Raw genomic sequence first — 22,021 nt, 5'->3', positions numbered from 1 at the left:
CCTCTTCCATCAGATGCGATTCGTAGTCGAACGCGGCCGCGATCGGCTCATACTGAAAGTGAATCTCCCGCAAACCGGCTGAACGCGCCGCGGCTTCGAGCTGCTGCTGCGCCATGTGGTCCGCGCGCGGATCGTCGTCGACGAAGAACACCGGGCGGCCCAGCACAGCGCGGCTGATCGGGCCGCCGGTGCTCCTTTCGGCCGAGCGCTTCAGGTGGTCGACGAAAATCGCGATGATGTCCGTGTACTTGATCGCCGAGCCGTCGCCGAGATCGGTCGAATTCTCGGCGAGCGGCGAGCCGAGAATACTTTTCATCGAACGCATCAGACGGCCGTCGAAACCGTCAATGTACGCCGCCAACGCCGCGCGCCCGAACTCGCGGGTGTCTTCGTCGGTGTTGAAAAAGACGGCGGTCGGCAGCGTCGTATAGGCGCCCTCGACCGGCGCAAGCCTAAGCGCAGCGCCGTCAGGGACGGCCACGGCCGAATTGGAAGTACCGAAGTCAATCGCGCAATAGTTCATGGCAGGAATCGCCGCTCACGGCTGGCGCGGACAGAAAGGGGAGCGGCTTTGTATCACGAAAGCCCAATCAGCATCAACTGACGCTTTCCGGGACCCTCGCAACAATGTCCCAAACCCGCTCGACGGAACAAAAATTGCTGAATTCGACAGGATACGCCACCAATTTTCAGTAATCAGGAGACTTGCAACAATGAGCGCGCCGCCTACCGCCGTTGTCCACGAGAAAAACGCCGCCGTCATTGAAACCGACCTGCCCTCGCGGCTCGACCGTTTGCCGTGGGGACGCTTTCACTCGCTGATCGTCGTCGCGCTGGGTGTCACGTGGCTGCTGGACGGTCTTGAAGTGACACTGGCGGGCGCCGTGGCAAGTGCGTTGAAGTCTAGCCCATCGTTGCACTTTACGAACGCCGACGTGGGCCTCGCCGGCAGCGCTTACATCGCCGGCGCCGTGCTCGGCGCGCTCGGCTTCGGCTGGCTGACCGACCGGCTCGGCCGTCGCAAGCTGTTTTTTATCACGCTCGCGTTGTATCTGGCCGCCACCGCGGCGACCGCGTTCTCGTGGAATCTCGCCAGTTTCCTGCTGTTTCGCTTTCTCACCGGCGCAGGCATCGGCGGCGAATATACGGCGATCAATTCGACCATTCAGGAGTTCACGCCCGCGCGGATGCGCGGCTGGACCGATCTCGGCATTAACGGCACCTTCTGGGTCGGCGCGGGACTCGGCGCGGCGGGCTCGCTGATCCTGCTCGATCCAAATCTGCTGCCGGGCGACTTGGGCTGGCGCGCCTGTTTCTTCATCGGCGCGGTGCTGGCGCTGGCGATTCTGCCGATGCGCATCTGGGTGCCCGAAAGTCCGCGCTGGCTGCTGACGCACGGCGGCGAACGCAACGCGCGCTCGATCGTCGACGGCATCGAAGCGCGTTTTCGCGACGAAGGCCATGCACTCGCCGACGATAGCCTCACGCGTCTAAAACTGCGGGCACGCGGACATACGCCGCTGCGCGAGGTGTTTCACACGCTTTTCAATGTGCACCGACGGCGCGCGCTGGTCGGCCTGTCGTTGATGACCGCGCAGGCGTTCTTCTACAACGCGATCTTTTTCACTTACGCGCTGGTGCTGACCGATTTCTATCATGTGCCGGGCGACCATATCGGCTGGTATCTGCTGCCGTTCGCGCTCGGCAACTTCCTTGGACCGCTGGTGCTCGGCCGACTCTTCGACGTAATCGGGCGACGCAAGATGATCGCTTCGACTTACGCGCTGTCCGGCATCCTGCTGACGCTGAGCGGCTACCTGTTCGAGCAGCAGATGCTCACCGTCGTGACGCAGACGATCGCGTGGATGGTGGTCTTCTTCTTCGCTTCGGCGGCAGCGAGTTCGGCGTATCTGACGGTCAGCGAATCATTTCCACTGGAAATCCGTGCGCTGGCGATCGCGGTGTTCTACGCGTTCGGCACGGCGCTAGGCGGCATCATCGGCCCGGCGTTCTTCGGCCGGCTGATCGACACGCATCAGCGCAGCGAAGTGTTTTTGGGCTATCTGGTCGGCTCGGGGCTGATGCTCGCCGCCGCGGTGATCGCCGCGATCTGGGGCATTGATGCGGAGCGCAAACCGCTCGAGAAGGTTGCCACGCCGCTTTCGAGCGTTGAGGACGGCACCGAATAAACCACGCGCTTTGAGCGACGTGGACTGCGGGAAACGAACCACGCGCCTTGAGGCGTAGCGGCCAACGCGGAAATAAAAAACGCGCGGTCAGCACCGCGCGTTTTTTGTCACCACCAAGGCTGCAAGCCGCTCAGAAAACCTTCTTCCAGCCGCCGCCATACGCGATCTCAGCAAGCGGCAGACGCTGACGCACCGACTTCTCGCGCTCGCGCAGCACCGGATCGAGCTTGTCGACTTCACCGTAATGGCCGAGAGAAATGATGGCGATCACGTCGACATCGTTCGGCAGCTTGAATGCCGTGCGGAACGCGTTCGGATCGAAACCGCTCATCTGATGCGCGGCGAGACCGAGCGCATGCGCCTGCAGCACCAGCGCCATTGCCGCAGCCCCCGCGTCGTACGGCGCGCAACGGTTCACTTCGCCCTTGTTGGTGAGCGTATGCGTGGTCACCGCGATCAGCACTGGCGCCGGTGCATTCCAGCCCTGGTTGAACGGCACCAGCGTGGCGAAAGCCTGCTTGAAAGAGACTTCATCGACGCTGCGGTCGAATACGAGAAAACGCCACGGTTGCGCGTTATACGAAGACGGCGCCCAGCGTGCCGCTTCGAGCACCTGATGCAGATGCTCGCGGCTCACCGGCTCGCTCGAATAGGCGCGCGGGCTCCAACGACCTGCAATCAGCTCGTGAATGGCAACTGCGGTAGGGGCGGGTTTGTTGGTCATGCGCTTCTCTCGGTCGAAATTCATGATCGACGGGCGGCTGCCCGGGGTCTCATAGAATAACCGGGCCGAGCCTCTCACGCTCCAACAAGTGCACTTTAGTTTTCACGTCGGCTGCAATGGCAAACGGCCTCGCATGAGGCCGTTTGCACTGGGTCGCCTGGTTCAGCGCGCAGGGGCGCAAGCTTCACGCCGCTTGCGGCTCCGGCACCTTGGCCGATCGGTTGATCCGCAGCACGATCATGGCGGCAACCAGGCACAGCCCGCCAGAAATCATCGACGCCACCGTGTACGTGCCGAGGCTCGCGCGCAGCATGCCCGCGCCGAGCGCCGCGAAGGCCGCACCGAGCTGGTGGCCGGCGACCACCCAGCCGAATACGACCGGCGCCGATTCCTTGCCGTAGACATCGGTTGCGAGACGCACGGTGGGCGGCACGGTGGCGATCCAGTCGAGTCCGTAGAACACCGCGAACAACGGCAGGCCGAAGAAATCGATGCCAAAAGCGTGCGGCAGATACATCAACGACAAACCGCGCAGACCGTAATACCAGAACAGCAACATGCGGCTATCGAAGCGGTCCGACAGCCAGCCCGACAGCGTCGTGCCGAACAGATCGAAGATGCCCATGGCTGCGAGCAAGGATGCGCCCTGCACTTCGGTCATGCCATAGTCGCCGCACATCGCAATCAGGTGCGTGCCGACGTAACCATTGGTGCTCGCGCCGCAGATAAAGAAGCTGAAGAACAGCAGCCAGAAGTCACGTGTCTTGCTCGCCATGCCGAGCGTGCCGAAGGCGATTGCCAACGGATTCTGCTTCGTCAGGGCGGTGGCGATCGGCGCGTTGGCCGGTTCACCGAAGGGACGCAGCTTCATATCCGCGGGCCGCTCCGGCAACAGAAACGCGACCAGTGGCAATACGATCGCCGCCGCACCCGCGACGACCCACACGACCTGGCGCCAGCCGTAATGCTCGGCGATTGCCGCGAGCATCGGCAGGAACACCAGTTGACCGGTCGCCGAACTGGCGGTAAGAATCCCCATCACGAGGCCACGATGCGTGGTGAACCAGCGCGTCACCACCGTCGCTGACAGCGACAGCGCCGCCACCCCGGTCGAGCCGCCGACCATCACGCCCCAGATCAGAACCATCTGCCACGGATGCGTCATCAGCGACGACAACGCCACGCCCGCCGCCATCGTGCCGAGTGCGATCAGCAATGTAGGACGCACACCGAAGCGCTGCATCGCCGCGGCCGCAAATGGCCCCATCAGACCGTAGAGCGCGATGTTCACGGAGATCGCGAGCGAAATTGTCGCGCGGCTCCAGCCGAATTGATGCTCCAGCGGCACCATCATCACGCTCGGTGTGGCACGAGTGCCCGCCGCCGCCAGCAATACCAGAAACACCACCGCCGCGGTCAACCAGCCGTAGTGGAAACGTCCGCCAATCAGTCTCGCTGCCCAGTTCATCGGTTCTCCAATCAACGCCTGCCCGCAGGCCACGTCGCTCGCATTGTTACGACTTCGGTAAAGGACTTGTGACAGATCAGTCACAATGGGTGTTGCGATATTAGTTACTGGTCGGTAACATGTCAAGGCGTCAATTCAATTCAGGTGGCATGCCATGTCCAGCAGTGAAACCCTCAAGCCAGCCGGTGCACGGCGAGCGCGCGGCGCGCAGACGGCTGGCCCAGAGGCGCAGCAGCATCTGCTGCGCGCCGCGGACGAGCTGTTCTATCGCGAGGGCGTGCGGGCGGTCGGCGTCGACGCCGTGGTGGAGCGCGCGGGCGTCAACAAGATGAGCTTGTACCGCCAGTTTTCGTCGAAGGACGAATTGGTGATGGCGTACCTGGAGCAAAAGGACGAGCAGTTTTTCGGCTACGTGGAGAAGAGCTTTGCGAAACATCCTGGCGACCCGGCGAAGCAGCTTCAGCAATATTTCGACGACCTGGCGGTGCGTGCATCGATCGACGACTACCGCGGCTGTCCTTTCGTGAATGTATCGGTGGAGTTTCCCGATGCGACGCATCCGGCGCGGCAATTCGTGTTTCGCAACAAGGAACGGCTGATGGCGCGGCTTCTGGAACGGACGACCGCGGCAGGCGCTGATGATCCGGTGGCGCTGGCCAATGGGCTGGGTCTGATGATCGAAGGCGTGTACGCGGCCAGCCAGACCTACGGTCCGGGTTGCGGGCCGATTCTTGCCGCACCGAAGGTGGCTGCGCAGTTGATCGCCGCGGCGTGCGGCGGGGCGCGAGCGGGTTGAGGTTTTTGCCGCCCTGTTGCAGCAGAGCGCGGATCGGTGCCGTTCCGCGCCGTTAGAATGACACTTTCCCCTTTCGCTGCTTGCCATGTCGTCGTCTGCCGAATCTCATGATGCTGTTATCGCCGCCACTCGTCATTGGCTGACGGAGGCCGTGATCGGGCTCAACCTGTGTCCTTTTGCCAAGGCTGTGCATGTGAAGGGGCAGATTCGCTATGCCGTGAGCGACGCTGTGGATATGGAGGGGGTCTTAACCGATCTCGAAGCCGAGCTTCAGGCGCTCGTTGCGGCGAGTCCTGATGCGGTGGATACCACGCTTTTGGTTTTACCGCGGGCGCTCGGCGATTTTCTCGATTATAACGATTGCCTGTTTTTTGCCGAAAGGATGATCAAGCAACTTTGGCTGGAAGGCATTATTCAGATTGCGAGCTTTCACCCTCATTATCAGTTTGAAGGCAGTGAGCCCGACGATATCGAGAATTATACGAATCGGGCGCCCTATCCGATTTTGCATCTGCTTCGCGAGGAGAGTATTGAACGGGCGGTTCAGGCTTTTCCCGATGCCGAAGCTATTTATGAGCGGAATCAGGACACCCTTCGGCGGATCGGCCTCAAAGGCTGGAATGATCTGATGAAAATGTAGTTCGCGCGGTGGCGATAAAAAAGCCACCGCCGCAGGACACGTCAGGCAGAGACAAAAAACCGTTCTTTCAGCTCCTCAATGCCGAGCGTCTCCATCACTTCATTAAGCCTCTCGGTCGGCCGCCGTCTCGGCAGATCCTTAAACTGAGCAATAATCAGTTCATTCTTCATGGAATGCTCCCACCCGACCAGCTCGGTCACACTCACCTGATATCCATGGGCTTCCAGCTGCAAGCAGCGCAGCACGTTAGTAATCTGGCTTCCAAATTCCCGGGTATGCAGCGGATGCCGCCATATTTCGGTCAAAGCATTTCCCAGCGATTTACCCTTGTTCTGCCGTAGAACCCCCGCCACCTCAGCCTGACAACACGGCACGACCACGATGTACTTCGCATGCTTTTCCAGAGCAAACCGGAGCGCGTCGTCAGTCGCGGTATTGCACGCATGCAGCGCCGTCACGATATCGATCTGCGCCGGCAAACGCTCGGAAGTAGTCGACTCCGCCACCGACAAATTCAAAAACGACATCCCCTTGAAGCCCAGCCGGTCGGCCAGCTCCTCGGATTTCGTCACGAGGTCCTCGCGCGTTTCGATGCCGTAAATGTGCGACGCCCCACCAGCGGAGTCCTGAAACTCCTTGAAGAAAAGGTCATACAGGATAAAACCTAGGTATGACTTGCCCGCGCCATGGTCGACGAGGGTCACCGCGCCCTGCTGCTCCTTGAGGTCTTTCAGCAGCGGCTCGATGAACTGGAACAGGTGATAGACCTGCTTCAGCTTGCGGCGGCTGTCCTGGTTCATCTTGCCGTCGCGCGTCAGGATATGAAGCTCCTTCAACAGTTCGACGGACTGGTTCGGACGGATTTCGTGGGTTTTGCTGGACATCGTGGGGGGACCGCCATTGATTGCTACGCGAACGTGCGACAGATGACGGAAAAAAAGAAAAGTTGCTGCCAGTTTACCGAAAGCGCGGGCCGCTCACCTAGGGAGCCGCGTCGACCCTACGAGAAACGCCATAAACCTGGAACACTTCCTGCTCAAAAAGCAGTATGCGGGACGTTTTCCGACGTGGCTTGAAAGCATCTTGCGGGCCGGCTCATCCGATGGCGTAAGCCGTGTCGCGCAGAACAACAGGCCGCCGGCCGTGGCTTCGATCACGCGAACCGAATGCATGTGGGGAGGACGGTCCCGGAACACGGACCGAACGTTACGTAACCAGCAACGCGCCGCGATCTCAAACGGACGCGCGCCTGGATAATAGAAGAGGCAGCAATGGACACGGTACCCAACGGAAACGTCGAGCAGAAATTTCAGGAAATGCTGGCGAAGCTCACGGCCGCGCCCGCGTGGTCGGAAAAGCAGCAGCTCGAACTGGAAATGGCACGCGACATTTCCACCGAAATGCTGCGCCTGGCCGAAGTCATGCGCGATGGCAGCGTCGACATGGAAACGTGTCTGACGATGCTCAAGTACGCGAAAGTGCTCGACTTCGTGATGACGACGCTTGCTTCGCGTCGCGACATCAAACCGCAAACACTGCGGGTCATTTTCAAGCTGGCCGGCCTGAAGGTGGATGAGGCTTACCCCGGCTAAGGACGTCCGGGCAATGCCGCGACCAGCGCGAGCGGCTCGACGCCGCTCGAACTGATCAGCCGGCCTCCGCCCTCAGGGAAAAGGACGACGAATCACGCGCGCGACGCCTCGGCCGGTGGCGTGCCTTCATGAAACAGCGTCTTGAGTTGCGCGCGCAGTTCCGGCGAGTCCGTATGTTTGTGCACCGTCACGGCATGCTGCACGGCCGCGTCGAGCAATTCGCTCTCGCTGTCGGCGGATAGGGCAACCGTGCAATTCATTTCACTCGGGAACTCGCGGCAGTCGATGTATTTGCGAGTCATGGCAATCTCCTTAATCAAACGTCGAAACATTCAGACAAACAGCAGGCGCGCAAACCACGTCGCCAGCCGCGACGCGGCAGCATTGGCAACGTCGGGCGGAATGAGAGCGATAGGTTAGTTTGACGCGGGGAAGACGCGGACTGCGTGCGATGGAAGGTGTTTGAAAAGTATAGTTCGCGCGTGGGGATTGCAAAGAAACGCGCGCAAACTGGGCGGATACGAACCCGCCCGAACCCAGCGTTTTTCAGCCGGTTGATCCGGCATGCGGTCGTCCGTTTGCCCTGCGCTGCCCACGGTGTGAAAATAGCGCCCTTCGCGCCGCCCGATCGTCAGATCAACCGGCGCGCCGCCATTCCGCTCATCCGCAGGACCGCATGTCATCCTCCTTCGATTCCGCCCGCGTCGCCGTGATCGGCGGCGGCCCCGCCGGCTTGATGGCCGCCGAGGCGCTCGCCCGGCATGGCGTACAGGTCGACGTCTACGACGCGATGCCGTCAGTTGGCCGCAAATTCCTGATGGCCGGCAAAGGCGGCATGAACATCACCCATTCGGAACCGCTCGAGCCGTTTCTTGGCCGCTACGGCGCGCGCCGCGAACAGATCGCGCCGCTACTCGACGTGTTCGGTCCCGATGCCTTGCGGGCATGGTTGCATGGGCTTGGTGTCGAAACGTTCGTCGGCAGTTCGGGGCGGGTTTTTCCGACCGATATGAAAGCGGCGCCGATGTTGCGTGCGTGGTTGCATCGGTTGCGGGAAGCGGGCGTGCGCTTTCACATGCGCCACAAGTGGACTGGCTGGGACAACGATAGCGGCGACACCGCTGCCCACACGTTGCGCTTCGCAACACCGGACGGCGAGCAACGCGTGAACTGCGACGCAGTCGTGTTCGCACTCGGCGGTGCAAGCTGGCCGCGGCTCGGATCGGACGCCGCCTGGGTCCCGCTACTGAGCGCGCGCGAGGTGCCGGTTACGCCGTTGCGGCCCGCGAACTGCGGCTTCGATGCGGACTGGAGCCCCTATCTGCGCGAACGTTTCGCCGGTCTGCCGGTGAAATCCGTGGCCATCAGGCTCACCGATGTGGACAATAAAGTCCACAATCGACAAGGTGAAATACTTCTGACCGAAACCGGCCTCGAAGGGAGCCTGATTTACGCGCTGTCGGCCGTTATCCGGGAGCGGATTTTCGCCGACGGCGACGTCACGATCACGCTGGATCTGGCGCCAGGCTTGACGTTGGAGCGTGTGGTGGCCGAGGTCACGCGACCGCGCGGCTCACGTTCCATGTCGACTCACCTGCACGGCAGAATCGGGATTAGCGGCGTAAAACTGGCCTTGCTGCATGAGATTCTGTCGAAGGAAGCCTTCGCAGATGCAAGCGGTCTTGCGCACGCGATCAAGGCACTGCCGGTGCGGCTCATGCGCGCCCGGCCTATCGCGGAAGCGATCAGCACGGCCGGCGGCGTCTCCTTCGAAGCGCTCGATAAGCATTTGATGATCGAGCGTCTGCCCGGCGCGTTCTGCGCGGGCGAAATGCTCGACTGGGAAGCACCGACCGGCGGTTATCTGCTCACCGCCTGTTTCGCCAGCGGGATAGTTGCTGGACGCGGGGCATTGGCTTATCTCAAAGCGCGCGGCGTGCCGGTCTGACACGCCGCTCTCTAGTGGCGCGTTGTTGCGCCTAAATGCGCCTCATCGCGCGTCATCATTTAGCGCGCCTTCAGACGCCAGAGCGACGTCACTTCAGCCACGCGCGCCGTGTGCAGCGCGTCGGTTTCATCGGTCGACTTCGGGTGCCGCGGACGAATATCCTCGCGGCCGACCACAGTCAGCCCCGCCTTTTCAATGGCAGCAAGCAGCCACTCGCGTGTACGCAAACCGAGATGCTCGGCGAAATCCGACATGATCAGCCAGCCTTCCCCGCCCGGCGACAAATGCTCCGCCAGGCCGTTCAGGAAACCGAGCAACATGCGGCTTTCCGAATCATAGATTGCGTATTCAATCGGCGATGCGGGTCGCGCCGGCACCCACGGCGGATTGCAGATCACCAGCGGCGCACGGCCCTCCGGAAACAGGTCGGCCTGCACGACCTCGACCTGCTGATCGTAGCCAAGACGCGTGAGGTTTTCTCGTGCACAGGCAAGCGCTCGCGGGTCCTGGTCGGTCGCGACGATTTTCTTCACGCCGCGTTTGGCGAGCAGCGCGGCGAGCACGCCAGTGCCGGTGCCGATATCGAACGCCTTGTTCAACGACGGCAGCGGTGTACGCGCAACCAGATCCACATACTCACCGCGCACCGGCGAAAACACGCCGTAGTGCGGATGGATGCGCTCACCCAGCGCGGGAATTTCCACGCCCTTCTTGCGCCACTCGTGCGCACCGATCAGCCCGAGCAATTCGCGCAGCGACACGACCGAGGGTTCGTCGGCAGACGGCCCGTAGGTTTCAATGCAGGCCTGCTGCACTTCAGGCGCGCGGCGAAGCGGGATGCCGTAAGCGGCGTCGAGCGGGATCAAAATCATGCCGAGCGTGCGGGCACGTTGCGACTGTGCCTGACGATGCAGGTTGAACGCGTCGATCGGAGTTTCGCCCTGCTTGCGCGGCTTGCGCTCCAGCCGGCGCGTGACCGCCTGCAGCAGTTGGCGGGCGTTCTGAAAATCGCCGTTCCACAACAGAGCTGTACCTTCGCATGCGAGGCGATAGGCCGAGTCGGCGGTCGTGCGGTCGTCCGCGGCGACGACGCGCTTGGGCGGCGGCACCGCGGCTTCGGAGCGCCAACGCGCAGTGCGGGGGCCGTCGGCTTCGGGCCAGGTGATGGTTGTGGGGCTGGTCATGGTGAAGGTGGGGTCTGTGTTGCGGGAGTGACGCGGTGAAACATCGCGTCTCGGGGGGCGTTGCCCGCCGGAGTGATTTCTTTCGATGCCGACTGACGCCCGAATAGTACCTCTGTCGGTCGGGTTCGCGGGACGGTATCTGTTGGCGGCCACCCGGAACAGCCCAATGCCACCGCCTTCTGCTGCGGTCTACCGGCAAATAATGAGATCGCGTGGACTAAAATGTCCACAATCGACAAGGTGAATGAGATATGGCAAAAAGGAGGCTTTTTTCGTCTCACCCAACACCCTGAATCGACTCGCCTGCTTCCCACCCCAAATTTTCCGCCCCAAATAAAAAAACGGGTTTCTGAAATGATTCAGAAACCCGTTTTCGTACTACTGGTGCCGGCTGCAGGACTCGAACCCGCCACCTCATGATTACAAGTCAAGCGCTCTACCTGATGAGCTAAGCCGGCATGAGGCCAAGATTCTACTTCATTTCACGATCTTGAGGCGAGCCCTTCCGCCACCTTTCGATCCATCATCGTCAGGCTGGGGGCCATCCGTCGCGCTTTCCGCTTTGGCAGAAGCGGCATCAGCAGCGGAAGACGACGTTTCGACCGCACGCGGCGCCACGCTGACAGGCGTAGCCGGCGCTGCCGTTTCGTCTGCCGGTTCCGCATCGGCGCCCGAATCCTGCGCTTCGCCGCCCGCCGATTCGACCGGGAACGCCATGCCCTGCCCATTTTCGCGCGCGTAGATCGCGAGAATATTCGCGATCGGCACTTCGATTTTGTGCGACTTGCCGGAGAAACGCGCGCTGAACTCGATCCATTCGTTGCCCATCTGCAACTGGCTGGTCGCCTCGAAGCTGATGTTCAACACGATCTCGTTATCGCGCACGAACTGCCGCGGCACGCGCGTCTGGTTGTCGACCCGGACCGCAATATGCGGCGTGTAGCCGTTATCCGTGCACCACTCGTACAGCGCGCGCAGCAGATAAGGCTTGGTGGAAGTCTCTTGCATCAACAGTCCTCTTACCGGGTTGGGGCGCACACGGAAAACAATCGAGACGCGGCGCCCTCACCCCAAAGCCAAACTCAACGACGCATCACCTTTTCCGAAGGCGTCAGCGCTTCAATATAAGCCGGGCGGCTGAAAATGCGCTCGGCGTACTTCATCAGCGGTGCAGCATTCTTCGACAGCTCGATGCCGTAGTGATCCAGACGCCACAGCAACGGCGCGATCGCGACGTCCAGCATCGAGAACTCTTCGCCGAGCATGTACTTGTTCTTCAGGAAGATCGGTGCGAGCTGCGTCAGGCGATCGCGGATCGCGAGACGCGCCTTTTCGTGATTCTTCTCAGCGGCCTTGCCCTTTTCGTTTTCGAGGGTGCCGACGTGGACGAACAGTTCCTTCTCGAAGTTGAGCAGGAACAGGCGGGCGCGGGCGCGCTGAACCGGATCGGCCGGCATCAGTTGCGGGTGCGGGAAGCGCTCGTCGATGTACTCGTTGATGATGTTCGATTCGTACAGAATCAGGTCCCGTTCAACGAGAATCGGCACCTGACCGTACGGATTCATCACAGCGATGTCTTCCGGCTTGTTAAACAGGTCGACGTCGCGGATCTCGAAGTCCATGCCCTTTTCGAACAACACCAGCCGGCAGCGCTGGGAGAACGGGCAAGTTGTGCCGGAATACAGAACCATCATATTTACGTTTCCTCAAAAAGCTGAAAGGCCAGCGCGCGGAAAAACCGTTCAACAGGTTTTTCCTGGCGCCGGCCCCACGCCGGGTGACGGCGTGATTATTTGATATGTTTCCAGTACGCGGCGTTCAGTCGCCAGGCGAAAAAGCTCAGAATGCCGAGGAACAGCAGTACCCACACGCCAAGCTGTTTGCGGGTTTTCTGCGTCGGTTCGGACATCCATGACAGGTACGACACGAGGTCGGCCACAGCAGAATCATAATCTACCGGCGACATCGTCCCCGGCGTGACCTGTTGGTAGCCGACAAATTTGTGCACCGTTTCGCCTGTTTTTTCGTCGGTTTCGTCACCGAACTTCGCGGTACGTTGCCCCTGAAGCTCCCACAGCACGTGAGGCATGCTCACGTTCTCATACACCAGATTGTTCCAGCCGGTCGGCCGCGTATTGTCGCGATAGAAGCTGCGCAGATACGTGTACAGCCAGTCCTTGCCGCGCGCTCGCGCTTCCACCGACAAATCCGGCGGACTCGCGCCGAACCACGCTTTCGCGTCGTCCGGGCGCATCGCCACGGTCATGGTGTTGCCGACTTTATCCGTGGTGAACAGCAGGTTCGACTGGATTTCGGTCGGCTTGATGCCGAGGTCGGTCAGCCGGCTGTAGCGCATCAGGTTCGCGCTGTGGCAATTCAGGCAGTAGTTTACAAACAATTGTGCGCCGTGCTGCAACGAAGCAAAATTCTCCGCGTTATCGGGCGCGCGGTCGAGAGGGAAATTCTCGTCCGCGTGCGCCGGTCCGGCCAGCACCGCGAGCAGTGTCGCGCCGATCAGCGCGCACGTCGAAAGCAGTTTTTTCATCTTCGTGTTCTCCTGGCTCGCGATTAGTGGGGCTTGAACCGCACCCGCTCGGGTGGCTGCTTGAACGTGCCAAGCCGCGTCCAGACGGGCATACCGAGGAAAAACGCGAAGTAGATCAGCGCACACACCTGGGCGATCAACGTCGAGGCAGGCGACGGCGGTTTGGTGCCGAGGAAGCCTAACGTCAGGAAAGCGAGCACGAAGATTCCGTAGAACACCTTGTGAAAAAACGGCCGGTAACGGATCGACTTCACCGGCGAGCGGTCGAGCCACGGCAGGAAGAACAGCGAGATCACCGCGCCGCCCATCACCACCACACCCCAGAACTTCGATTCGGTGAACGCCATGGCCACAATCACCAGCACCGCGAGCACCGGCAGGCCAAGCTTCCACTTGCCGCGCGCGCGCACCAGAGCGAACAGGCCGAGCAGCGCGATGATGATCATCAGCACGATCTTGAATGGATCGGTGGTGGCGCGCAACATCGCATAGAAAGCCGTGAAGTACCACACAGGCGCAATTTCCGGCGGTGTTTGCAACGGATTGGCGGGAATGAAGTTGTTTGCTTCAAGGAAGTACCCACCCATTTCCGGCGCGAAAAAGATGATCGCGGCGAAAATGATCAGAAACACCGAGACGCCCATGAAGTCGTGCACGGAGTAGTACGGATGGAACGGAATGCCGTCGAGCGGAATGCCGTCCGGGCCCTTCTTCGCCTTGATCTCGATGCCGTCCGGATTGTTCGAGCCGACTTCATGCAGCGCCACCAGATGCACGACGACCAGCAAGATCAGAACCAGCGGAATCGCGATCACGTGGAACGCGAAAAAGCGGTTCAGCGTGACGTCGGACACGACGTAGTCGCCACGGATCCACAACGACAGATCCGGCCCGATGAACGGAATCGCCGAGAACAGGTTCACGATCACCTGCGCGCCCCAGAACGACATCTGGCCCCACGGCAGCAGATAGCCGAAAAACGCTTCGGCCATCAGGCTCAGGAAAATCGCGCAGCCGAACACCCACACCAGCTCGCGTGGCTTGCGATACGAGCCGTACAGCAGCCCGCGGAACATATGCAGATACACGACGACGAAGAACATCGACGCGCCCGTGGAGTGCATATAGCGGATCAGCCAGCCCCACGGCACCTCGCGCATGATGTACTCGACCGACGAGAACGCGAGCGTCGCGTCCGGCTTGTAGTTCATCGTGAGGAAGATGCCGGTGACGATCTGATTCACCAGCACCAGCAGCGCCAACGAGCCGAAGAAGTACCAGAAGTTGAAATTCTTCGGTGCGTAGTACTCGGAGACATGCTTCTTCCACGTCGCCGTCATCGGAAAGCGCCGGTCGATCCAGCCCGCCAGCCCGGTCGTCTCCACTTCGTGTTCGATCGCCATTTACGCTTCTCCTTTCTCGTCCTTGCCAATCACGAGGGAATTCGCCGACGTGAACATGTAAGGCGGGACGTCCAGATTCTGCGGCGCAGGTTTGTTCTTGAAGACGCGGCCGGCCATGTCATAGGTCGAGCCGTGGCAAGGGCACAGGAAGCCGCCTGGCCAGTCGTCGGGAAGATTGGGCTGCGCGCCCTCCTGGAAGCGCGGCGTCGGCGTACAGCCCAGATGGGTGCATACGGCGACGGCGACGAAAAGATTCTTGTGGTCGGTGCGTGAACGGAATTCGTTGTTGCAGTACTCCGGCAACGCCATCGAAAAAGGATTCGTGGTGTGGGGATCCGCTACTTCGTTATCAGCTTTCTGGACATCTGCGAGCATCTTGTCGGTGCGGTTGATGATCCACACCGGCTTACCGCGCCAGGCAACGGTCTTCATGTCGCCAGGCTTGAGGTCACTAATATCGACTTCGACCGGGGCACCTGCTGCCTTGGCCTTTTCAGATGGTGCAAACGAACTAACAAAGGGTACGACAGTGGCAACGCCTCCTATGCCACCTGCTACGGTCGTCGCTATCAGCCAGATACGGCGGCCGCCGTCGACGCGTTCATCTTCCTTGTCTCGCATTACACGCCCCACTTCTGAGTTGGATTTTTCCTTCACGTCGCTTCTACCGCCGCTAGTTTGCGCGAATGGAGTCGGCATTTACAAGGCCCCATTGCCAAAATCCGTGCGAAGCCCTTGATAAGTCAGGGTTTCTCCGTACGGATCGCAAACTTTTTCGCACCTCCTTTTAAGTGCCCTCTGCGTTATTCGTGCCTTTTTCTTATCTAATGCCGATTTTCAATTCAGACGGGATTAGGGATATCGATAAACAGATGTTCGATATCGAACTGCTCCGACAGATGCTTACCCACCGCCTGCACGCCGAAGCGCTCGGTCGCGTGATGGCCGGCCGCGAGGAACGCCACACCGCTTTCCGCCGAGGTGTGCATCACCGACTCCGACACTTCGCCGGTCAGGTAGACGTCGGCGCCGGCATTGATCGCGGCGTCGAACATGCCTTGCGCGGCGCCCGTGCACCAGCCCACGCGGCGCAGTTCGCGATCCGGGTCGCCGAACACGAGCGGCGTGCGGCCGAGTGTGTGCTCGACTTGCGCGGTGAAGTGCGCGAGCGTGATCGGCATCGGGAACGTGGCGAGCCAGCCGAGATCGTTCTCGCCGAAGCGCGCGTCGCTGATCCAGCCCATCTTCGCGCCGATCTGCGCGTTGTTGCCGAACTCGGGATGGTCGTCGAGCGGCAGGTGGTAGGCGAACAGGTTCAGGTCGTTGGCGATCAGCAGCTTCAGCCGCGCGTGTTTGCGCCCCGTGATTTGCGGCGCCTCGTTGCGCCAGAAGTAGCCGTGATGGACCAGCACCGCGTCCGCGCCCCAGTCGAGCGCGGCCTCGAGGAAGGCCACTGAAGCCGTCACGCCGGTCGCGAGCTTATTGATTTTGCGGCGCCCCTCCACCTGCAATCCATTGGGGCAATAGTCCTTGAAGCGCGCGGTTTCAAGGAGATTGTTCAAGTACAATTCAAGTTCGATCCGATCCATATAAACCTCTAGTCTTCAGATGCTTAGACGCTTTTGGCTGTTCTTTGCCCAAGCGGTGACTGTGCTGTTGGCGCTGATGTTCATCATTGCGACCCTCAAACCGCAGTGGCTCCAGCGTCAAGGGCAATTCGGCAAGCAACTCGCCGAACCGATCGTCGCCCTTCGGGAAGTGGCGCCAGGCATCGGCACTGGCCCTGCACAGGCGTCCTATGCAGACGCCGCGCAAAAAGCCATGCCCGCGGTGGTCAACGTGTTCTCCAGCAAGGATGGCTCACTCCCGCCCGATCCGCGTGCGAAAGATCCGTTGTTCCGCTATTTCTTCGGCGACAAGAACAAAGGCAAGCAGCAAGAGCAACCCGCGTCGAATCTCGGCTCGGGGGTGATAGTGAGTTCGGAAGGTTACATTCTAACGAACCAGCACGTCGTGGACGGCGCCGATCAGATCGAAATCGCCCTGGCCGATGGTCGCACCACCAATGCGAAGGTGATCGGCGTCGATCCTGAGACCGATCTGGCCGTGCTGAAGGTCAACATGACCAATCTGCCTACCATCACGCTCGGCCGCATGGACCAGACGCGCGTGGGCGACGTGGTGCTGGCGATCGGCAACCCATTCGGCGTCGGCCAGACGGTGACCATGGGCATTGTCAGCGCGCTCGGGCGCAATCACCTCGGCATCAATACGTTCGAAAACTTCATTCAGACCGACGCGGCCATCAACCCGGGCAATTCCGGCGGCGCTCTCGTCGACGTGAACGGCAATCTGCTCGGCATCAATACCGCCATCTATTCGCGCTCGGGCGGCTCGCTCGGCATCGGCTTTGCGATTCCCGTCTCGACCGCGCGCAGCGTGCTGGAGAGCATCATCACGACGGGCTCGGTCACGCGCGGCTGGATCGGCGTGGAGCCGCAGGACGTGACGCCGGAAATCGCCGAATCGTTTGGGCTCGAGCAGAAGTCGGGCGCGATTGTCGCGGGCGTCCTGAAGAACGGACCTGCCGACCGAGCGGGCATCAAGCCGGGCGACATTCTGGTGAGCGTGAATGGCCAGGAGATCACCGACACCACACGCCTGCTGAATGTCATCGCGCAGATCAAGCCAGGCACGGCTGCGAAGGTTCACCTGGTGCGCAAGACCCACGAGATGGATCTGGACGTGACCATCGGCAAGCGCCCGCCTCCGCCGAAGCAACCGGCGGAAGACAACGGCGGCGGTGATCAGCAGGACGACGAGGGCGGTTGAGAAGACGAGCGCAGCAGCCGGTGGCATCGCGACGGCAGCTGAGACACAGCACAGTGGCAAGCAGCACAGCGGGGGCACCGCGACCTAAGCCCAGCGCGGCGGTGCCGTTGGCCAAAGCCGGCAACACTTCAAGCCAAACAGCAACGCTGCAGCAAAAAGGGCAGTCCATTACGGACTGCCCTTTTTGTTTGCCTGGCCCTGCCTGCTACTAGCGTGACTAACGCGGGAGATGCATAACGCCGTCAATTCGGCGGACTTGCGTCTTCGGCAACCACCGGCTGCTTGCCGACAATCAACCGCGCCGCGATGATGCCCGCCTCGTACAGCACGATCAGCGGAATCGCCAGAATCAGCTGCGAGAACACGTCCGGCGGCGTCACCACCGCCGAAATCACGAACGCGCCCACGATCACATACGGACGGATTTCCTTGAGCTTCTTGATGGTCAGCACGTTCATGCGGACCAGCAGCACCACGACAATCGGCACTTCGAACGTCACGCCGAACGCGATGAACATGGTGAGCACGAAGCTCAGGTAATTGTTGATATCGGTGGTCATCTCCGCACCGAGCGGCGCGTTGTAGTGCGCCATCACGCGGAAGATGGTCGGAAACACCACGAAGTACGCGAACGCCATGCCGCACAGGAACAGCGTGTAGCTGCTGCCCACCAGCGGCCCGACCAGCTTCTTCTCATGCTGATACAGACCCGGCGCGACGAACGCCCAGATCTGGTACAGCACGATCGGCAGCGCGATCACGAAGGCGACCAGCATGGTCACCTTCATTGGCACAAAGAACGAGCCAGTGACGTCGGTGACGATCATCTTGCCGTCCTTCGGCAGATTCTGCATCAAAGGCCGCGCCAGCAGCCGGAAGATGTCCGGCGCCCAATACACGAGCCCGACAAACACCACGATGACGGCAAGGCCGGCGCGGATGATACGGTCGCGCAATTCAACGAGGTGGGAAATGAAGGTCTCTTCAGTGCCTTCGTCCTGGGTTTGCTGGGGGTCGCTCACGCCGGCCCTCGGTTAGAGATTGTCGTTCTGATCATCAGAAAAACCGCGTCGGACGACGCATGGTGGCCGGCGTATGCCGCGCCACGCGCGCCGCGCCCGACTGCACGCGCGTGCGGCGCGTGGTGGCGCGCTTGTACCAGGTGGGCATGGCGGTCTGCTTGACGCGCCAGTTCTTGCGTTTGGGGCCTGCCGGCGGCGTGGTGGTCTGCCACGGCGAATTGCTGACATCTTCGAGCGCGCCGCCGGCAATGCTCGGCGACACCGACGTGCCGCTATTCCACGCGTCGTTCAGTTCGGTTTCATGCTTGCGCAGATTGTCCTGAACGCTGGTTTCGACGTTGCTCGCCGCCGCTTCGAACTCGGTTTTCATGCGACGCAATTCGTCGAGTTCGATTTCGCGGGTAACTTCGGCCTTCACGTCGTTGATATACCGTTGCGCGCGGCCGAACAGCGCGCCGGCCGTGCGGGCGACGCGAGGCAGGCGCTCAGGCCCGAGTACGACCAGCGCGACGACGCCGATCAGCGCCATCTTGGTTAGACCGAGGTCCAGCATGAAGTGGAGTGTCCGTCAGTAACGCGGTTGGGCCGCGGCTTAGCGGTAATCGCCGGAACGCGGCGTCTTTTCCTTTGCATCCACATCTACCGTGCCGTTACGCGGCAGTTCGCGCTGCTGTTGCGCGTCAGCCGGCGTTTCGGCTTCCTTCATGCCTTCCTTGAAGCCCTTCACCGCGCCACCCAGATCGGTGCCGATATTGCGCAGCTTCTTCGTGCCGAACACGAGCGCCACGATCAGCAACACGATCAGCCAATGCCAAATGCTCAACGAACCCATGACTACTCTCCTTAACCCCGACACCGCACCGTGATGCGGAAAAACTCGTGCGCCTTGCGGCGTGAATCGAAGCGCGTACGCTCCATCTATACGTTGCCGCGAGCTGTTCCGATTCAACCCGCGACACGGTGTGCCATTCTGACCTGACGATCGCGTCGGCGTCGTTACAGTGCAGCAAAAACTACGGCCCTGCTATTGTCGGCGACCAAAACTCGCCGCGCGCCTCGCAGCCCGCGGTTATTTATGAGCCTGTGGTGTCTGCCCTTCTATCAGCCCATTCGCTGCCACGGACGCGGCCCTGCAAGAATGTGCGCGTGCAGGTGATACACCTCTTGCCCGCCGCCCGGACCCGTATTGATTACCGTGCGAAAACCGCTTTCGCCACCGGTGTACGCCACGCCCAGCTGCTCAGCCAAACGCGCCACCAGAACAAGCATTCTACCAAGCAGCGGTGCCTCGCTTTCGGTGCAATTCGACAGTGTGGCGACGTGTTTGCGGGGAATCACCAGCACATGCGTTTCAGCTGCCGGACGGATGTCGCGGAAGGCAACAAACTCTTCGTCTTCGTGGACTTTGGTAGACGGAATCTCGCCGGCGGCGATCTTGCAGAACAGGCAGTTCGGGTCGTGACTCATCGTATTCCTGACACAGTATGGCTAGAGCGCGAAGCGTGGTGCCGCACGGTTCATGTCTCGCCCGGCCACAACCGGACTCAACTCAAAACCAGCCACGCGGATTCGCGAACGGCTTGTTATCGTACAGATACAGCCAGCCCTTGATAATACGGTACAACATCCAGATGCTGACGGCCCACAGAACCGGAATGCCGATCAACACGAACAGCAACACGCCACCGATTGCATAACCCAGCAAGGCCATCCAGAACGTGCGGATCTGCCACTCGAAATGCGCCTCGTAGGGCGTGCCCACCACATCGGGCCGCTTCACGTAATTGATGATGATCGCGATCAGAATCGTCAGACCACCCGTCAGCCAGTGCACCGCATACAGCGCGTACAACACATGCGTGAGCGTGCGCAGACTGCGTTCGCGCTCAGGCTCGATCGCGTTGCGATAGACCGGCGGCGGATAATTTCCTTGCGACTGTTCCATGCTTGCGTCCTCCCGAGGATGCGATCCTATGCGTGCAGTGCAATGTGGGTGCCGACGTTCGCCACTTCAAGACGTGGCGACAACGCGGCAACAATCAGTCGCCGTTCTCTTCGCGCTCGCGGCTCTTGCGCAGCGCCTTTTCCTCGATGCCCGACAGGCCTTCACGGCGCTCGAGTTCGGCAAGCACGTCAGCCGGGCTCAGGTCGAAATGCGACAGCATCACGAGGCAGTGAAACCAGAGGTCCGCTACTTCGCCGACCAGCGCTTTCGGCGCGCCGCCTTGGCGCACGTCTTTGGCGGCCAGCACGACTTCGGTGGCCTCTTCGCCGATCTTCTTGAGCACTGCGTCATCGCCCTTATGGAACAGGCGCGACACGTACGAGACGTCCGGATCGCCGCCCTTGCGGCTGTCGATGATGGCCGCGAGGCGCAGCAGCGTGTCGTTGGTGGACGAGGAGGGTTCCGTGGATTGCGTCATTTGTAGATGTGTTCGGGGTCTTTCAACACGGGATCGACGGCGACCCAGCCGCCATCTTCAACCGTGCCTTCGAATTTCTGGAAAAAGCACGAGTGGCGACCGGTGTGGCACGCGATACCCGACACCTGCTCGACCTTCAGTAGCACGACGTCTTCGTCGCAATCGAGCCGCACTTCATGTACATGCTGCACGTGGCCGGACTCTTCGCCTTTGAACCACAGGCGCTGGCGCGAGCGCGAGAAGTACACCGCGCGGCCGGTTTCGACGGTTTTCGCCAGCGCTTCGCGGTTCATCCACGCGAACATCAGCACGTCATTAGTCGACGCTTCCTGCGCGATCACAGGCACGAGGCCGTTCGCGTCCCACCTGACCTTGTCGAGCCAATCTACTGCAGAGGGATTCGCCACGTCACAACCTCACCGAAATGCCTTGATCGGCCATAAAGCGCTTGGCCTCGCCCACGGTGTGTTCGCCGTAGTGGAAGATGCTGGCGGCCAGCACTGCGTCCGCGTGGCCGCTCTTGATGCCGTCGGCCAGATGCTGCAGCGAGCCGACGCCGCCCGAAGCGATCACCGGAATCGACACCGCGTCGGACACCGCCCGTGTGAGCGCGAGATCGAAGCCGCTCTTGGTGCCGTCGCGGTCCATGCTGGTCAGCAGGATTTCGCCCGCGCCCAGTTCGGCCATCTTGCGCGCCCATTCGACGGCTTCGAGGCCGGTGGCCTTGCGCCCGCCGTGCGTGAAGACTTCCCAGCGCGGCGGTTCGCCGTCCGCGGAGACGCGCTTTGCGTCGATTGCGACGACGATGCATTGCGAGCCGTATTTGTCCGTCGCGTCGCGCACGAGTTGCGGATTCGCGACCGCCGACGAGTTCATGCTGATCTTGTCGGCGCCCGCATTCAACAGACGCCGCACGTCTTCGACAGCGCGCACGCCGCCGCCGACCGTCAACGGAATGAACACCTGGGAGGCGACCGCTTCGATGATCGGCAGAATCAGGTCGCGCTGGTCGGAGGTGGCGGTGATATCGAGGAAGGTGAGTTCGTCGGCGCCCTGATCGTCGTAGCGGCGCGCGATTTCTACGGGATCGCCCGCGTCGCGCAGTTCGACGAAGTTGACGCCCTTGACCACGCGTCCAGCCGTGACGTCGAGACAGGGGATGATGCGTTTAGCTAGAGCCATGATCTTGCAATTCTGCCAATACCGCTGATGAGGCCGCTCGCCTGAATCTTCACGAGCGGCACAGTGCCGGCGC

Annotated in this window: 25 protein-coding genes, 1 tRNA gene and 1 pseudogene; 6 read left to right on the top strand and 21 right to left on the bottom strand. The window is 61.1% G+C overall.

The window, feature by feature from the left end; genetic code table 11:
* A pseudogene (locus GNZ13_RS20150) lies at positions 1–523 on the bottom strand (Hsp70 family protein); the annotation flags it as partial.
* 190 nt (positions 524–713) lie between these two features.
* Here GNZ13_RS20150 and GNZ13_RS20145 point away from each other — a divergent pair.
* Positions 714–2,189, top strand: a complete 1,476-nt coding sequence (locus tag GNZ13_RS20145; RefSeq protein WP_172167485.1) for an MFS transporter — start codon at positions 714–716, stop codon at positions 2,187–2,189.
* Between the two features lie 130 nt (positions 2,190–2,319).
* Here the strand turns inward: GNZ13_RS20145 and GNZ13_RS20140 are convergent, their stop codons facing one another.
* Both GNZ13_RS20140 and GNZ13_RS20135 read right to left on the bottom strand, forming a co-directional pair.
* Positions 2,320–2,913: a nitroreductase family protein gene (locus tag GNZ13_RS20140; protein ID WP_172167483.1), complete on the bottom strand. Its 594-nt coding sequence runs from the start codon at positions 2,911–2,913 to the stop codon at positions 2,320–2,322.
* A 184-nt stretch (positions 2,914–3,097) separates the two neighbouring features.
* Positions 3,098–4,381, bottom strand: a complete 1,284-nt coding sequence (locus GNZ13_RS20135) for an MFS transporter (RefSeq protein ID WP_172167481.1) — start codon at positions 4,379–4,381, stop codon at positions 3,098–3,100.
* 154 nt (positions 4,382–4,535) lie between these two features.
* Between GNZ13_RS20135 and GNZ13_RS20130 the strand changes: the two genes are divergently transcribed.
* Complete coding sequence (locus GNZ13_RS20130; RefSeq protein WP_172167479.1) at positions 4,536–5,177, top strand: TetR/AcrR family transcriptional regulator; 642 nt, start codon at positions 4,536–4,538, stop codon at positions 5,175–5,177.
* Positions 5,178–5,262: 85 nt separating this feature from the next.
* Entirely contained in the window at positions 5,263–5,817 is a 555-nt protein-coding gene (locus GNZ13_RS20125; protein WP_172167477.1) for a DUF1415 domain-containing protein, read from the top strand.
* Positions 5,818–5,858: 41 nt separating this feature from the next.
* Here the strand turns inward: GNZ13_RS20125 and GNZ13_RS20120 are convergent, their stop codons facing one another.
* Positions 5,859–6,701: a class I SAM-dependent methyltransferase gene (locus GNZ13_RS20120; RefSeq protein WP_172167475.1), complete on the bottom strand. Its 843-nt coding sequence runs from the start codon at positions 6,699–6,701 to the stop codon at positions 5,859–5,861.
* A 387-nt stretch (positions 6,702–7,088) separates the two neighbouring features.
* Here GNZ13_RS20120 and GNZ13_RS20115 point away from each other — a divergent pair, with 387 nt between their 5' ends.
* Positions 7,089–7,409: a type II toxin-antitoxin system HicA family toxin gene (locus tag GNZ13_RS20115; protein ID WP_074282059.1), complete on the top strand. Its 321-nt coding sequence runs from the start codon at positions 7,089–7,091 to the stop codon at positions 7,407–7,409.
* Between the two features lie 92 nt (positions 7,410–7,501).
* Here the strand turns inward: GNZ13_RS20115 and GNZ13_RS20110 are convergent, their stop codons facing one another.
* Positions 7,502–7,711 (bottom strand): DUF1059 domain-containing protein, encoded by a 210-nt coding sequence (locus tag GNZ13_RS20110; protein WP_172167473.1) that lies wholly within the window; start codon positions 7,709–7,711, stop codon positions 7,502–7,504.
* Between the two features lie 374 nt (positions 7,712–8,085).
* On the opposite strand from GNZ13_RS20110, the gene GNZ13_RS20105 reads away from it, so the two are divergent.
* Complete coding sequence (locus GNZ13_RS20105; protein WP_172167471.1) at positions 8,086–9,357, top strand: TIGR03862 family flavoprotein; 1,272 nt, start codon at positions 8,086–8,088, stop codon at positions 9,355–9,357.
* A gap of 59 nt (positions 9,358–9,416) precedes the next feature.
* Here the strand turns inward: GNZ13_RS20105 and GNZ13_RS20100 are convergent, their stop codons facing one another.
* The 8 genes from GNZ13_RS20100 to GNZ13_RS20065 form a co-directional block, all read right to left on the bottom strand.
* On the bottom strand, positions 9,417–10,541 hold the full coding sequence (locus GNZ13_RS20100; protein WP_172167469.1) for a methyltransferase: 1,125 nt from the start codon (positions 10,539–10,541) through the stop codon (positions 9,417–9,419).
* A 382-nt stretch (positions 10,542–10,923) separates the two neighbouring features.
* Positions 10,924–10,999, bottom strand: a tRNA-Thr gene (locus GNZ13_RS20095).
* 19 nt (positions 11,000–11,018) lie between these two features.
* The gene (locus tag GNZ13_RS20090; protein WP_172167467.1) at positions 11,019–11,549 is read right to left on the bottom strand and encodes a ClpXP protease specificity-enhancing factor; all 531 of its coding nucleotides are present in this window, start codon (positions 11,547–11,549) and stop codon (positions 11,019–11,021) included.
* A 74-nt stretch (positions 11,550–11,623) separates the two neighbouring features.
* Positions 11,624–12,235: a glutathione S-transferase N-terminal domain-containing protein gene (locus GNZ13_RS20085; RefSeq protein WP_006052302.1), complete on the bottom strand. Its 612-nt coding sequence runs from the start codon at positions 12,233–12,235 to the stop codon at positions 11,624–11,626.
* A gap of 95 nt (positions 12,236–12,330) precedes the next feature.
* Positions 12,331–13,086: a cytochrome c1 gene (locus tag GNZ13_RS20080; RefSeq protein ID WP_172167465.1), complete on the bottom strand. Its 756-nt coding sequence runs from the start codon at positions 13,084–13,086 to the stop codon at positions 12,331–12,333.
* A gap of 23 nt (positions 13,087–13,109) precedes the next feature.
* On the bottom strand, positions 13,110–14,489 hold the full coding sequence (locus GNZ13_RS20075; protein ID WP_172167463.1) for a cytochrome b: 1,380 nt from the start codon (positions 14,487–14,489) through the stop codon (positions 13,110–13,112).
* On the bottom strand, positions 14,490–15,110 hold the full coding sequence (gene petA, locus GNZ13_RS20070) for a ubiquinol-cytochrome c reductase iron-sulfur subunit (RefSeq protein ID WP_172167495.1): 621 nt from the start codon (positions 15,108–15,110) through the stop codon (positions 14,490–14,492).
* Between the two features lie 221 nt (positions 15,111–15,331).
* Positions 15,332–16,078, bottom strand: a complete 747-nt coding sequence (locus GNZ13_RS20065) for a Nif3-like dinuclear metal center hexameric protein (RefSeq protein WP_172167461.1) — start codon at positions 16,076–16,078, stop codon at positions 15,332–15,334.
* 19 nt (positions 16,079–16,097) lie between these two features.
* Between GNZ13_RS20065 and GNZ13_RS20060 the strand changes: the two genes are divergently transcribed.
* Positions 16,098–17,321 carry a Do family serine endopeptidase gene (locus GNZ13_RS20060; RefSeq protein ID WP_172167459.1) on the top strand — a complete coding sequence of 408 codons (1,224 nt, stop codon included), beginning with the start codon at positions 16,098–16,100 and terminating at the stop codon, positions 17,319–17,321.
* A 242-nt stretch (positions 17,322–17,563) separates the two neighbouring features.
* On the opposite strand, the gene tatC is transcribed toward GNZ13_RS20060, so the two are convergent.
* From tatC to hisF, 8 genes are all read right to left on the bottom strand, one after another.
* The gene (gene tatC / locus GNZ13_RS20055) at positions 17,564–18,343 is read right to left on the bottom strand and encodes a twin-arginine translocase subunit TatC (protein ID WP_172167457.1); all 780 of its coding nucleotides are present in this window, start codon (positions 18,341–18,343) and stop codon (positions 17,564–17,566) included.
* Positions 18,344–18,377: 34 nt separating this feature from the next.
* Positions 18,378–18,896, bottom strand: coding sequence for a Sec-independent protein translocase protein TatB (gene tatB / locus GNZ13_RS20050; RefSeq protein ID WP_172167455.1), 519 nt, complete (start codon positions 18,894–18,896; stop codon positions 18,378–18,380).
* A gap of 39 nt (positions 18,897–18,935) precedes the next feature.
* Positions 18,936–19,175, bottom strand: coding sequence for a Sec-independent protein translocase subunit TatA (tatA, locus tag GNZ13_RS20045; RefSeq protein ID WP_172167454.1), 240 nt, complete (start codon positions 19,173–19,175; stop codon positions 18,936–18,938).
* Between the two features lie 269 nt (positions 19,176–19,444).
* Positions 19,445–19,810, bottom strand: coding sequence for a histidine triad nucleotide-binding protein (locus tag GNZ13_RS20040; protein ID WP_172167452.1), 366 nt, complete (start codon positions 19,808–19,810; stop codon positions 19,445–19,447).
* Between the two features lie 82 nt (positions 19,811–19,892).
* Positions 19,893–20,288 carry a DUF4870 family protein gene (locus tag GNZ13_RS20035; RefSeq protein WP_172167450.1) on the bottom strand — a complete coding sequence of 132 codons (396 nt, stop codon included), beginning with the start codon at positions 20,286–20,288 and terminating at the stop codon, positions 19,893–19,895.
* 94 nt (positions 20,289–20,382) lie between these two features.
* Positions 20,383–20,766 carry a phosphoribosyl-ATP diphosphatase gene (locus GNZ13_RS20030; RefSeq protein WP_172167448.1) on the bottom strand — a complete coding sequence of 128 codons (384 nt, stop codon included), beginning with the start codon at positions 20,764–20,766 and terminating at the stop codon, positions 20,383–20,385.
* Positions 20,763–21,173 carry a phosphoribosyl-AMP cyclohydrolase gene (gene hisI, locus GNZ13_RS20025; RefSeq protein WP_172167446.1) on the bottom strand — a complete coding sequence of 137 codons (411 nt, stop codon included), beginning with the start codon at positions 21,171–21,173 and terminating at the stop codon, positions 20,763–20,765. Before hisI ends, GNZ13_RS20030 begins: the two co-directional genes overlap by 4 nt.
* Before the next feature lies 1 nt (position 21,174).
* Positions 21,175–21,948 carry an imidazole glycerol phosphate synthase subunit HisF gene (hisF, locus tag GNZ13_RS20020; protein ID WP_054036627.1) on the bottom strand — a complete coding sequence of 258 codons (774 nt, stop codon included), beginning with the start codon at positions 21,946–21,948 and terminating at the stop codon, positions 21,175–21,177.
* Positions 21,949–22,021 lie beyond the last annotated feature (73 nt).

This window comes from Paraburkholderia elongata (genome assembly GCF_013177735.1).
GTDB lineage: Bacteria > Pseudomonadota > Gammaproteobacteria > Burkholderiales > Burkholderiaceae > Paraburkholderia > Paraburkholderia elongata.
The sequence above is the reverse complement of the archived record's forward strand: the minus strand, read 5'-3'. Positions and strand labels throughout refer to the sequence as shown.